The organism is Psychrobacter sp. T6-6 (genome assembly GCF_052258185.1).
Classification (GTDB): domain Bacteria; phylum Pseudomonadota; class Gammaproteobacteria; order Pseudomonadales; family Moraxellaceae; genus Psychrobacter.
The window spans coordinates 13308-26552 of sequence record NZ_JBQQEX010000006.1 but is presented as its reverse complement, the minus strand read 5'-3'; the positions used below and the strand labels follow the sequence as shown (position 1 = coordinate 26552).

The 13245-nt window shown below is 45.8% G+C and carries 9 protein-coding genes; 5 read left to right on the top strand and 4 right to left on the bottom strand.

What is annotated here, in order from left to right; all coding sequences use genetic code 11:
* Positions 1 to 10: 10 nt before the first annotated feature.
* From ylqF to ACTXGL_RS10130, 3 genes are all read right to left on the bottom strand, one after another.
* On the bottom strand, positions 11 to 967 hold the full coding sequence (ylqF, locus tag ACTXGL_RS10140; RefSeq protein ID WP_443526663.1) for a ribosome biogenesis GTPase YlqF: 957 nt from the start codon (positions 965 to 967) through the stop codon (positions 11 to 13).
* Positions 968 to 1141: 174 nt separating this feature from the next.
* Positions 1142 to 4285, bottom strand: coding sequence for a DUF2339 domain-containing protein (locus ACTXGL_RS10135; protein ID WP_443526662.1), 3144 nt, complete (start codon positions 4283 to 4285; stop codon positions 1142 to 1144).
* A 351-nt stretch (positions 4286 to 4636) separates the two neighbouring features.
* Positions 4637 to 5374 (bottom strand): dienelactone hydrolase family protein, encoded by a 738-nt coding sequence (locus ACTXGL_RS10130; protein WP_443526661.1) that lies wholly within the window; start codon positions 5372 to 5374, stop codon positions 4637 to 4639.
* Positions 5375 to 5609: 235 nt separating this feature from the next.
* On the opposite strand from ACTXGL_RS10130, the gene ACTXGL_RS10125 reads away from it, so the two are divergent.
* On the top strand, positions 5610 to 6137 hold the full coding sequence (locus ACTXGL_RS10125) for a YcgN family cysteine cluster protein (protein WP_443526815.1): 528 nt from the start codon (positions 5610 to 5612) through the stop codon (positions 6135 to 6137).
* A gap of 49 nt (positions 6138 to 6186) precedes the next feature.
* On the opposite strand, the gene ACTXGL_RS10120 is transcribed toward ACTXGL_RS10125, so the two are convergent.
* The gene (locus tag ACTXGL_RS10120) at positions 6187 to 7398 is read right to left on the bottom strand and encodes an Lnb N-terminal periplasmic domain-containing protein (RefSeq protein WP_443526659.1); all 1212 of its coding nucleotides are present in this window, start codon (positions 7396 to 7398) and stop codon (positions 6187 to 6189) included.
* A gap of 333 nt (positions 7399 to 7731) precedes the next feature.
* On the opposite strand from ACTXGL_RS10120, the gene ACTXGL_RS10115 reads away from it, so the two are divergent.
* The 4 genes from ACTXGL_RS10115 (at position 7732) to ACTXGL_RS10100 (ending at position 13017) form a co-directional block, all read left to right on the top strand.
* Complete coding sequence (locus ACTXGL_RS10115; protein ID WP_319051586.1) at positions 7732 to 8631, top strand: CBS domain-containing protein; 900 nt, start codon at positions 7732 to 7734, stop codon at positions 8629 to 8631.
* A 297-nt stretch (positions 8632 to 8928) separates the two neighbouring features.
* Positions 8929 to 10503, top strand: a complete 1575-nt coding sequence (gene lnt, locus ACTXGL_RS10110; protein WP_443526657.1) for an apolipoprotein N-acyltransferase — start codon at positions 8929 to 8931, stop codon at positions 10501 to 10503.
* A gap of 191 nt (positions 10504 to 10694) precedes the next feature.
* A complete protein-coding gene (locus ACTXGL_RS10105) occupies positions 10695 to 11150 on the top strand; it encodes a hypothetical protein (RefSeq protein WP_443526655.1) in 456 nt (151 codons plus the stop codon).
* 361 nt (positions 11151 to 11511) lie between these two features.
* A complete protein-coding gene (locus ACTXGL_RS10100) occupies positions 11512 to 13017 on the top strand; it encodes a peptide MFS transporter (protein WP_442967666.1) in 1506 nt (501 codons plus the stop codon).
* Positions 13018 to 13245: the final 228 nt, after the last annotated feature.

Here is a 13245-nt window from a genome sequence, read left to right as displayed (position 1 = left end):
GTTGAGGGATCTACTTCCGATTCTGACGGGTACGCTTTTTACGTAGACGTTTTTCTTCTTCCTTAGCTTTGCGCTTCTCTTCAGCAGCGAGACGTTGTTCAGCGACGACAATTTCTTCTGCTTCAATCATAGCTGGGGTTTCAAGCGTCATACGCCCAATTTTCGCGCTACGCAGCTCATTGATGAGAATCTCAGACATGCGATACGTATCGACTTGGTTGCCCGCGCGCACACAGCCGCGATTACGACCCGCCACTTCAAAGAACTCCCAGTCAGTCTTGGGCAGTTCTTCAATTTTGTAGCGAGATTTTAGCAGCTCAGGATAGGCGTGCATGAGGTACTCAGCGGTATAGCTTGCCACATCAGCAAAATCAAACGCCGTATCACGGATGCCACCCGTTGCGGCTAGACGATAGCCAGAGTTTTCGTTTTCAACTTTTGGCCACAGCATACCAGGCGTGTCATAGAGCATGATGTCATCATCGAGCTTAATCAACTGCTGCGACTTGGTTACGGCTGGCTCGTCGCCTGTCTTTGCCACGGCGCGTCCTGCTAGCGTATTGATCAGTGTTGATTTACCGACGTTCGGGATGCCCATAATCATCGCTTTGATCTGACGGCCAGTACCGACTTTGTTGGGTACGAGATGCTTACAGATGGCGATGATGCGTTTGACGTCATCTGCTTTCTCCGTATCACAAGCAATGGCCTTGACACCATTTTGCTGCTCAAGATGGTCCATCCACGCTTGGGTCAATTCTGGATCGGCAAGATCGGCTTTATTCAGGATTTTGATTACAGGCTTTTCGCCGCGTAGTGCTGCAACCATCGGGTTTTCACTACTATGAGGGATACGCGCATCAATGACCTCGATGACCAAATCCATCTGCGGCATGATTTCTTTGATTTCGTTACGGGCTTTGTTCATGTGCCCAGGGAACCACTGAATGCTTGTTCTCTTATCCATTGTCTTTCATAACCTTTTTATTCATAAAATATTGCATTAAAGACAGTGCGCGATTTTGGTAACTTTTGGCATTGTCTTTATTCATAGTCGCCAGTTTACTACAGAACCCATGTATTCACGGGACAATTTCACCTGACCAGTTCACTTGATCCGCTCGCTTGACCAGGTACGCCACTACTCTTGATTCTTATTTTCTATTTCCTTGGTGGTTGGTGGTAAAGGCGCAAGATAACCAATCAATAGTATCAAGCTACCCGCGCCAAGGAAGGAAATCACGCGCCAAATCGCTTCGGTCTGTGACAGATCAACCAGTACCAGCTTGAGCACGACGACACCTAGCAATCCAATACCCATAAACCAAAGCGCGCGTTGCCAGTAGCGACTCGCCATAATGGTGGCGACCAATGCCAAGAGCGTCCATAAAATCGTCAGTCCTGTTTGCACTTGCTCACTTTGCCATGCACCGCCTTGAGTGCCAGTACCGTCCCAGAGCGGTGTACCGATAAAGGCGTGCAGCGTTCTAACTAACATGCTAGATATCAGCCAAAAGCTAATAAACCCTAGTACTATTAGCAAACTGCCAGCATTGAATATCTGCTTGGTTTTGGTGACTGTACTTGATTGGATAGGGTTTTTGTCTCGGTGTCGCCAGCTTATATAATAAAGACTAAAACCAACCAATAGCGTCAACCATGAGGTAATGTCGTAAAGGTTGAATAATGGAAAATAAGATATGTCCCAAACTATACCGTCATAAGACCAATTGGTCATGACAACCCAAAGTAAAGCAATGGGCGCAAAGATCGCAGCACATCCTCGTAGTGCCTGTTGCCAGTCAAACCAATACAGTAGCCCTTGTTGTGAAGTTTTATTGGTTGATGGGTTTTTTTCGCTTTGAGTGAGATCACGATGACTGAGATCACGATGACTGAGCCATAGCCCAGTCAAAATGAGCACCACTGAGCTCAATACTGCCATGATGCCATCAGAGTCTGGTAAGCCATAATGCGCAGCGGCAGCAATCAGTAAGATACCAGTACCCAGCCAACTAATAGCCGTATAGCGTGAGGTATTGTTATTATTAGACCCTGTATCAAAGCAGATATCAGACCATGCTTTTAGCCATAGCTGACCTATCATGAGCCAGCCGATTATCAAACCTACGAATATCAGCCATTCTGCTGGCGTCCATGTCAAATTGAGCTCAAACTTTTGTGGGAGTTGTACCACTAGCATGAGACAAAACAATAGTAGCAATCCACGACTAAACTGCCGGATCTCCGCCCATGGGCGATAGCGATTGATCATCCAATAGGTCGTTAGGCTAATGAGTGCAGCTAGCGCAATGACCGTGGTCTCTAACTGCCAAATATCAAACCAATGATGAAGATCAAGTATGAGCACTTGTAACACCCACGCCATAGCAGTCACTGTTAGGAACTTTATTAGTCTAGGACTGTGCCAAACAAGCTTGAATGCGCGGCTTTGATTATCAATAGAGGTTAGCCATTGCTGGGCAGCTTGGGTGCTGACACCAAGCGTACGGGCGTAACGAGTAACCGACTCTGAGGCAGTTGCCGCGTTGTGCTTATTGCTGTTGCCATCAGTGTTGCTATTATTGAGCTCAGTCATGAGCATGGTAGGGGAGTTGCTGGCGCGTAAGATAAAGACAGTCGCCAGATAAGCAATCGCTGAGACACTAAAGGCTAAGACGGGATAGTCTTTGATAGAGAATATCGCGGTGGTCAAGAGCATGCCGATACTAACAAGCTGTAAAAGCAAACCAAATAACACGGACCATGACCGTAAGGAGCGCCTGCCAAACCAGACCAATGCGAGCCCCTGTACTGACCACCCAAAAGCAATCCACTCAGCATCCAGCGCCAGCGGTATTACCAGCGCTAAAAACCCAAAACCCAATGCCAGCATACCTTCAGTAATGAGTGCATAGCGCCCACTACGCTGCACAAACAGCCAGCCTAGTCCGAGATACACCGCTGCCAAAATTGTACTAGTAAAGGTTAGGGCATTTGGAATGTCATCGAGTAAGGCAGCAAATAAGCCAAAAGCCAGAATCGGTACTGAAAACAGCAGTCCGGTATCGATGGGGAATAGGTAGGGGTGATTACTTTTAGGTGTTTTGTCCAAATGTCCTAGTATGTTTGCATCATCTGTATGGTTAAGACTCTGGTCATTAAGCGTATTGTAAGTAATGATTTGCTGCGCATAACGAATGACGACAAATAAATAAAGCAGTAAATGTAATGCAACCAGTATCACAAGTGACCAACGCTGCGACTCTATGACAGCGCTCAGATTTTCACTGACGCCCCAGTAGTAGGCCAAGCCAAACGTCACCGATGCACCGAATAAATTTAGGATTTTCCATGGGCGATAATGAGCAATAACGGCAATCGTGACATTTAACAATAGATAATAGCTAAATAACGTGACTAAACTCCCCGTATCGTCACTGGTCAGAATTGGTGCAAAAAATCCACCAGACAATGCCAATAACGCTAAAGGAAAGGCATTTTGGCGTACGGCTAAAGCAATCGTAATCGCAGACAATAACCCTAGCCCAATAAAGCTCGGTACACTCGGAATGATCTGATAGACGCTATAGGCAAAAAAAGTACTCAAATAAGCAATCGCTAAGCCTGCACCTTGTAGCGTAATGCCATACGAGAAGCGTTTTGCCGTGAGCTTCAATCCAAGTGCTGACAATGCTAATCCTGTGATACCGACGGCTATCAGCTTTGTGGTAATTGAAATCTCGACATACTCACTTAATAATCGCAGTAGCAATACCACTCCGATGAGTAGTACCAGTACCCCGACACGCACGACAAGATTACCACCGAAAAACCAGTTTTTGATGGAATGAATGAGCGATGTGACGATGGGTAGTGAGCGTTCATCAGGCTCAATTGGGGCAGCTGGTGCGCTCGGTACTGGCACGCTATACGCAGTTGTTTTTGAGTGGGGTTGACCTATAGTTCCATCATTAGCGACGCCCGATATGCTATTTTTGGCTGGCGCTGGTGTTGACACCGGTGCCATCGTTGGCAATGGTGGCGGTGATGTGGGTGACGACGGGAGTGAGGATGTGACTGATGATGTGCTTGGTAAGGTATCAGCTGTTGACGGATGTTGTGAATCAAAAGCTGTACCCTCAGTAGCATTGTTTGTTGCAACGTTATTAGAGGGCTCAGTCGCATTATTTTTAGGCGCATTGTTTTCAGTTGCGATATCTTCAGCAAAAGGTCTACGCACATGACCATTGTCATCAGCCAAACGGTTAGATGAGGCAGTCATACGACTTATACTATTGTCTTTTCTGAGGTCTTTTCGCTGTGTAAGCTCAGATTGTAGTTTCGTGACATCGCGGCGTAGATGCTCGATTTTTCGAGTTGTCCTAGTGTATAACGCGACTACCACAATCAATAGAATCGTAAAAGCCAGCCAACCGAGCTGGGTCACCAATAGATATAACATCTTCGTCACTCAAGCCAACAGATAGTAAGGTGATAATGACGCGATTTGATAAGAAGTACAAGACTGGTCTGATAACGTGTCTCAGAAATGGTGGTTAAAATATACGCAAAATAAAAGGACAGCTTAAATAGTTAAGCTGTCCTTCTTGATAAGTTTTATATCAAACTGCTTTTATGCCAAGTTTGCTTTCATAAACTCAATCATGTTTTCCCAGCTTTGCTTAGCCGCTGCTTCATTATAGCCAAGGTCTACTTCATTGTTGGCAGCGCGCTCATCAGCATGCGGATTGGTAAAGCCGTGCTTAGCGTTGTCATAGACATCGATAGTGTAATCGACATCAGCAGCATCTAGCTCTGATTTTAGACCTTCGATAGCGTCCATCGATACCATTGAGTCATCACGGCCATGAGCGACGAGTACTTTTGCGGCAAAGTTTTTGTCTGCTGGCTGCTTTGGCGTTGGGTTACCATGGAAGGTTGCAACAGCTTTTAGTGGCATGCCTTCGCGCGCCATATCGAGGACAACTTTACCACCGAAGCAGTAACCGATTGCGCCTAGGTTGTCACCATCAACTGATAACTGATCGCTAAAGTCATTTAGAATCAGACGGCAGCGCGACATGAGCATGTCTTGATCAGCCAATACTTGCTCCATCCACATGTTGGCCATGGCAGCATCAGTAGTTAATTTTCCTTCACCGTAGACATCCATAGCGACAGCCGCGTAGCCTGCTTTGGCCAAACGCTCTACTACTGATTTTGGATGGTCGACCACGCCCCACCATTCTGGTGCGACCAAAATACCTGCTGCTGGATTATCATCTGAAGCATTTTCTGGCAGTGCAACATAGCTGATAAGTTCGATACCGTTTTCGGTTGTACTGATTAATTCAAAAGTCTTAATTGACATATTATTGTCCTTTTTTATGTTATGAGTTTTAATTCTTTGTGGCTGTGATGGTTCGTGTTCCTAACTCGTACTACCTTAACGCCCATGTCTAGCAAAAACAGCTATAATACTGTAACGCTCTTTATCAAAATGCTACTGCGACCTTATGACTATAAATTTGTTAAACAAAAATGATGACAAACCAGACTTGCACTCAAGTATTGATTCAGATACTAAGCCTACGCAATCGATAAGTTTGTTTCCTGATAGCTCTAGTGTCGATTCTAATAATGGCTTTAAGTCTGAGCCACTGCGCCCGCAGTTTTGGTCGCAATTTGCATTGAACGAGCTGAATCATAGCGAATGGGAAGCATTGTGTGATGGCTGCGGCAGTTGCTGTTTGATCAAATACATCGATGAGGATGAGGACGGCAATGTAGACGAAGAGCTAGTTGAATATACCGATGTCACCTGCCAGCTAATGGACTGTGCGACGGGGTATTGTAGCCATTATGCGACGCGTCAAGAGTATGTCCCAGATTGCATTCAGCTCACCATGGACAACTTGCCCAACATGATGTGGCTACCATCGCACTGTGCTTACAAGCGGTTATATAAAGGACAGAGTCTGCCAAGCTGGCACCTGTTATTGACTCAGGATCCAGTGGTGACACAACACGAAATGCGCGCTGCTAATGTCGGCGTTGCAGGGCGCTGTGTGTCTGAAACCAGTATGTCTGAGGAAGAGATGGAGATACGGGTGGTCAGTTGGGTTAACCCTTAGCAAAAATACTGCGCTACTTTTATTTCTTCATTTATTCGTTAGATGATACTTAGTTAGACGCCTGAGCAGTAGACTTGGCTTTTGCCTCAGCACTAGATTGAGAGTGGGCGAGTGGTGGTAGTGGAATGTCTTGACGAATTTGCTGTGAGAATGCATGGCTATTGCCAATGGAGTGCAGATTGTCAAAACCGAGCGACTTTGGATTAATATGAGTACGCTCATACCATGTATCCATCGACCAAGGTTGATCGGGCTGTTCTGGCGCTGCATCGAGCATACCAACATCATATAGATAGTTAGGTAACCACCCAGAGACCCAAATCCGGTAATCCCATGGCAAGCGATCGCCACTGACAATACGCGCCATATAAAAGATAATATTGGTGCAGTTGCTCGTCAATGTGTTGTACCAAGCAGGTTTGTTATTTAGCTCATCAATGGCAGTCAGGTAGGACTCAAATAATGATCTGACTTCATGCTGTTGCAAGTTGCTGATGGGAAATAGATAGACCTGCTCACCGCGTGCGTTGCTACGGGTATAGATAATGTCACGCTCTTCTGCCGCAATCAGGCTCAGCTCATAACGCCTAAAAAACCCAGCAAGGGCTGAAAACGACTCACCATCTTCTTTACGAATTTCAAAGGAAAAGGCAAGTGGTCTATCGTCTTCAAAACGAAAGCTGACCAAAGTATGAGCGATGAGTGGTCCCATCCAATAAGAGTTGGTCACATCGATGCCTGAGAGTTTGGACAAATCAATCGTACGGGTATCCCAGTGCGCGGTTGCTTCTGTATCTGTACGCCAATCAAAGTTGCGGACATTGGTTAGAGTAATCAAATTAGGGTTGGTCGCATTACGCTTATAAGCGACTTGCTGATCGACCTCAGCCATCCAGTCACGATCCTGCTTGGGCTCAATAGAAAAAAACCAACCTAGACCCATAAACCAAATCGCGCCGTATAGTCCGATGAGCCATTTATTGGCAGTGGCTTTATTAGTCACTGTGTTGTCAGCTGAGGTATGGCGATACAGTATTTTTGTGACGGCACGCCAATAGCGGGTGCTAAGCAGTGTTCCTAGTAGACTTATGATGACAATGGTGAAAAGCCAGGTCACTATAGAGCCTATCCCGTACTGGTACCAAATCGCTAGCAGCAACCATACTGCCGATAGGAGCAGAGTAATAGCAATCAAAAAAGACACGAGCCGATGTCGCCATGTGGATTTTGGCTGTTTGCTATCTGCTACGCTATCGCTCACGCTACGATCCTTAGGATGGCGGCGTGAACGCGACGAGAGCAAGCGAGAAAAAAGAGAACGTAGCGACATAGGGTTTGTTTTGCTAAATAAAGGCTTTGACCATAGCAAAGTTTATAACACGCTGACAATACAAATTGAGTGAATTTGTCGTTGAATGTCGGTGAGCCTTGCGATAAAGTGAAGCTAATTTGTGCTGGCATGTTTACGATTGAATCATCAACTAATGATAAATCAGCCATTTTATTTGCTACTTTTGTCCCCATCTAGGCGCTACTTGTTTTTATTCACGATTATTTTAATTGCCATTAACTAAAGAGGTTAAATCACACCACCATGTCTGACGACACTCCCAGCCCGAGTAGTTGGTCGATGCGCGGCTTAAAACGCTGGCTATCGACCGCCCCCGAGACCCGTGACGAATTGATTCGTCTGGTACAAGACTCGCGCCAGTTCTTAGAGCCTGATACGGTCGATATGCTAGAAGGCGTACTCGATCTACCAGCAACCCAAGTGCGCGAAATCATGACGCCACGCCCGCAAGTGATTGGTATTCACGAAAGCACCAGCCTTGCTGAAGTGATGGACATTATTCTTGAGACCACGCACTCGCGCTATCCTGTTTTTGACAGTCAAGATGATGATGCCGTTATTGGTATCTTACTGGCCAAAGATTTGATTCCTATTTTGGTTCATATGGTGCGTAACCAAGAAGACAAAATCGATAGCAAACGCCTAAAAGACCTAGTACGTCAGCCGCTCTATATTAGTGAAACTGCGCGCTCAGATACTTTGCTACGCTCGTTGCAGCGGACGCAAGTTCATATGGCGATTGTCGTCGATGAGTTTGGTAACTTTGGCGGTGTGGTGACCATGGAAGACTTGCTTGAGGAAATCGTCGGTGACATCGTGGATGAGCATGACGACTTTGATGAAGACAGCGACATCAACAACATCGTTGCAGATCCAGAAAAGCCGAACACATGGCGTGTCCAAGCGTCTACCGTCATCGAAGACTGCAATGATGAGCTTGGTAGTCGTTTCGATGATACCGATGTCGACACGATGGGCGGATTGGTCATGCAAGCACTCGGTTATGTCGGCGACCTAGAAGGCGAGAGCGTTTTGATAGATGATTGGCAGATTACCATCACTGATGTTGAGGGACGATTTATCCAAAACCTAGAGCTGACCAAGACCACTGCAGACCAGCAGATATTAATAGGTAGCCATTAACTTATTCATATAGTTTGTTAGCCAGGTCTTAGCAGCTGAGTGCTCAATGAATTTCGCTAGTAAATGTAATAAAAAACACGATAAAAAATCGTGTTTTTTTGCTTTCTGGCTTTTACTTTTTAGTTTGAGGTTTCGCTACGCAAATTTACCCATTGATGGGTTTTGACTGGTATCATGGGTGGGTTTTATTTGTGGTTCTGCATGACGTATGATGCAGCCAGCTTTGCCTCAGCTCTACTTTAATTTTTTAGTGCTGAGCCGTGAAATATTTGAAAAATATAGTCTTGGATAATTGCTATGCGCCTGTCTACTGTTGATTTACAAAAACGCTTGAACCCTGAGAAGTCAAAAGGCTTACATTTGGGATTGGCGGCACTGATATCTTTGTTGGCAGGGGCTGCTTTTATACTTGCGCTCGCGCCTTATGGCATTTGGCCAGTGGCTCTGATATCGCCTGCTATCTTATATGCACTATTGATGCCTGAGATGACAGGTCGCCGCGCCTTTGTTATTGGTCAGGCATACGGTACAGGGCTTTGGTGCGTGGGGGCATTTTGGCTATATACATCTATTCATGTTTACGGCTCCACCCCTGCATGGCTTGCGCTAATTATGATTGCGTTGATGGGTCTTGGCATGGGATTGTTCCATGGGTTTTTGGCGTTGATTTTCAATCGCGTGGTTGGCAAACAGCCATTATCTTTTGCCGCGCTTTGGATACTCCAAGAGTGGCTGAAAACATGGTTGTTCACAGGGTTTCCTTGGTTGTTTGTCGGTTATGCCTTTACTGAGCAGTATTGGCTGTCATCGCTCGCTCCTGTTGCTGGCGTCTTCACGGTTTCCTTTGTGGCGATACTATTGGCTACCAGTATCGTTGAGCTGCTGCGTCGCCGTGGCGGTTACATGATTCCATCTATTGCGTTGCTGGTTATTAGTACTACGCTGTGGTTGGTCAATCCGCAATGGACCAAGCCCAAAGGTACACCTGATCTGTCAGTGTCATTGATTCAAGGCAATATCCCGCAAGATCTAAAATGGCTCACTGAGTATCAGATTGAAACCCTAAAAATCTACGCTACTTTGACGCGTGACGAATGGGGCCGTGATCTTGTTTTGTGGCCTGAGTCATCGATTCCTATGTTTCAGACAGAAGCAGTTGGCTTCATCAATGAAATGGTAGCGATGGCGAAAGAAACGGATACGACATGGGTGACGGGTATTCCCTACAAAGACGAAGCCACGTTTGATGCCAGTACAGACAAGTATGCGCCGTTTTATAATAGCGTGGTGGCGCTTGGTGCTCAGGCAGAGGGTCTATACAAAAAGCAGCGTCTAGTACCGTTTGGTGAATACATCCCGTTTCAAGGTGTGCTTGACATATTGCCCAATCTGGCTGGTAGTCAAGACATTATGAGTTATAGCCGAGGCAGTGACCAACAATCACCGTTACAGGTGCGTGGTCATAGCTTAGGTGCTGCCATCTGCTATGAAGTCGCGTATCCAGATACGACGCGCAAAAACGCGATTGGTACGGACTTTTTATTAACCATCTCAAACGATGCTTGGTTCGGTACGTCAGCAGGTCCACTACAACATCTGCAAATGGTACAGATGCGCGCACTAGAGAACGGTCGCTGGTTTATGCGTGCGACCAATACAGGTGTGACCGCTATCATCGATCACAAAGGTCGTATCGTAGAACGCGCGCCACAGTTCGAGCGCACGGTATTACGCGGTGAGGTGCAAGCACGAGTGGGTAACACACCATTCATGCGCTTTGGTCATTATCCTATTTTATTTATTATGGCGCTATTACTCATACTGAGTTACTTGGGCAAGCGTCCAAAGACTCCAGTACGTCTGGGTAAGTAAAAACGATACACGCTCAATGGTGATAGCCTATGATAATCAGGTAATTGGGTGAATGATGGCTATATATACCAAAAATGAGTAGTAAAATTGTTGATAATAAACCCTTTAAATACTTAAGGGTTTTCACAAATCAGTATAAATTGCGATATAATAGGTCAATATTTCAAATATTTTGTGCAAGGTGATAAGGTATGTCAGAAGGTATCGTCAATAACAATCCAAAAAAAGAGCTGTTGTTTACTCTGGGCGGCATTGCCATGTTCTTAGGTATTGTCTTACTCATTGGTGTTTCTGCATTTTTGCGTCCAGCAGGTGAGCATATCACTGCTGAGTCAACGGAAGCATCAGCGGCGGCAGACGAGGCAGAAGCCATTGCGACTGAAGACACAGCTGCTGAGACAGATACTGCGATGGTTGCAGAAGATGCAGCAGCACCTGATACGGCTGCAGATGCAGCGGTAACACCAGCAGCAGCAACAGACGCTGATAGCGCAATTGTTACTGCAGAAGCAGGTACAGCGACAGCTTCTGGTACAGTGAGCCAAGCCGCGGTTGCCGATACTGACTTGACCGCTGAGCAAGCAGATGGCGATTTAGATGCTGGCGATGCCGGCACGACCGCTGACGATACTGCCGCCGCACAGTAGTGTTTGCTGTCGTGACTCGATAGGTAAATAGCTACATTGCGAAATACCTTATAAGTAGGTCATTCTATAAGTACTGATTATTAGTCATATCAATATGATAGATGTGTTGATAAACCTATAAAAAAGCCCGTTCTCAATCATCGAGAGCGGGCTTTTTTATGGGTATTTGTGTAATTTTTAACCAATTATTTCTTTACTTGATTATGGCCAAGTGAAACAATGTTCCGCCTATATGACCGCTCGTCTGGATAATAGGGCATTTGGTCATTAAAAAAACAATCTTTAAAGGAATAAAGCTGTGATTACAGAATCAAAAACAGGTACTAGTGCAGCAGAGCTGCAAGCACTAGACAATGGCTTTATGGGACACCCAGCGCCATTACGCTCATTATTTTTTACCGAAATGTGGGAGCGGTTCTCCTACTATAGTATCCGTCCATTATTAGTTCTATTTATGGTTGCGACTGTGGGTAGCGGCGGTTTTGGTTTTAGTGAAGTCACGGCTTCTGCTATCTATGGTATTTTTGCAGGTTCGTTGTATTTAGCAGCGGTACCAGGGGGTTGGTTGGCTGACAACTGGCTTGGTCAAGAGCGCGCGCTGTGGTGGGGCAGTATTGTGATTGCTCTTGGTCACTTATGTATCGCGCTTTCTGCCATGTTTGGCATGACATTGTTCTTCGTAGGTCTAATCTGTATCGTCTTGGGCTCAGGATTATTTAAGACCTGTATCTCAGTCATGGTTGGCGCGCTATACCCTAAAGGGGACTCTCGCCGTGACGGTGGTTTTACCTTGTTTTATATGGGTATCAATATCGGCGCGCTATTGGCGGCACTGATCGTTGGTGTCTTCAAAGAAAAAGGCATGTGGCATGTCGGCTTTGGCGTCGGTGGTTTGGGGATGCTCGTGTCCTTGCTTATCTATCGTTTTGTCGCGCAAAAAAATCTGACTCGTTATGCCACAGCCAAAGGTATCTCTGCCGAATGGGAGCATTCCAATGACCGCTACAAAAACATTGGACGCTGGGTTGGTGGGTTTGTCGCGTTGTTAGTCGCCGTAGTGCTATTAGTGTCTACTGGCATGATATCGTTCAATCCTGAGATGGTCGCAGAGTACATGACGTATATCATCGCTGCGGTGGTCATCTTATATTTTGCGATTATGTTTATCTCACCGCGCCTCGATAAGACGGACAAATTACGCTTGTTGATTTGTTTTGTCTTAATCATCGGTTCGACGCTGTTTTGGTCAAGTTTTGAGCAGCAGCCCACATCTTTTAACTTATTTGCTGATCGTTATACCGATCTAAACGTTTTAGGGTTTGACGTTCCTAGTATCTGGTTCCAGTCATTGAACCCATTGTTTATTTTGATACTGGCGCCTATCGTCAGTATCATCTGGGTCAAGCTTGGTAACCGAGGTCTTGAGCCAAGCAGTATGGCGAAGTTTGCGCTGGGTATGTTACTTGCCGCTGCGGGTTTTGCTTTGATGATTTTTGCCTCTAAAAGCATTTTAGCACCGGGTGCTGGCTTGGCATCGCCACTATGGTTGGTTGGTAGTTTATTATTACTGACGCTAGGTGAGTTGGCATTAAGCCCTGTTGGATTATCTGCAATGACTAAGCTGGCGCCGGAGGGCATGCAAGGTCAGATGATGGGGTTGTTCTTCGCTTCTATCGCCATGGGTAACTTGGTTGCTGCGTTCTTCGGTGGTCATGTATCTGCTGACAAAATCGAAGGGTTGCCAGGACTGTTTACTACCATGACCATATTCTTGGTGGTGACAGCATTGTTTTTGCTAGCACTCGCTAAACCTATCAACAAAATGCTTAGAGATAGTGAGCGTGAGAAGCAGCTGGCCAAACAGTAAGCGACGTCTATGGAGCTGAGTGACCGGTATAGCCGCGAACGACAACGGCATAAATGACGTATGACAAGACGTGTTACCATTGCTGGTAGCACGTCTTATTGTTTTATTTAGTGAGATATTTGGCATCAGTCATTGAAAGCTTACACTCTGCCCAAACATCTAAGAGTAGCTCACGCTAAACATCAGTGACGCAATATCAACCTCAATCAAATATTCTCAATAAGTAGA

Coding starts and splice junctions, on each gene's coding strand:
- ylqF (WP_443526663.1), bottom strand. CDS start 967: ATGGATAAGAGAACAAGCATTCAGTGGTTCCCTGGGCACATGAACAAA.
- ACTXGL_RS10135 (WP_443526662.1), bottom strand. CDS start 4,285: ATGACTGCCTCATCTAACCGTTTGGCTGATGACAATGGTCATGTGCGT.
- ACTXGL_RS10130 (WP_443526661.1), bottom strand. CDS start 5,374: ATGTCAATTAAGACTTTTGAATTAATCAGTACAACCGAAAACGGTATC.
- ACTXGL_RS10115 (WP_319051586.1), top strand. CDS start 7,732: ATGTCTGACGACACTCCCAGCCCGAGTAGTTGGTCGATGCGCGGCTTA.
- lnt (WP_443526657.1), top strand. CDS start 8,929: ATGCGCCTGTCTACTGTTGATTTACAAAAACGCTTGAACCCTGAGAAG.
- ACTXGL_RS10105 (WP_443526655.1), top strand. CDS start 10,695: ATGTCAGAAGGTATCGTCAATAACAATCCAAAAAAAGAGCTGTTGTTT.
- ACTXGL_RS10100 (WP_442967666.1), top strand. CDS start 11,512: ATGGGACACCCAGCGCCATTACGCTCATTATTTTTTACCGAAATGTGG.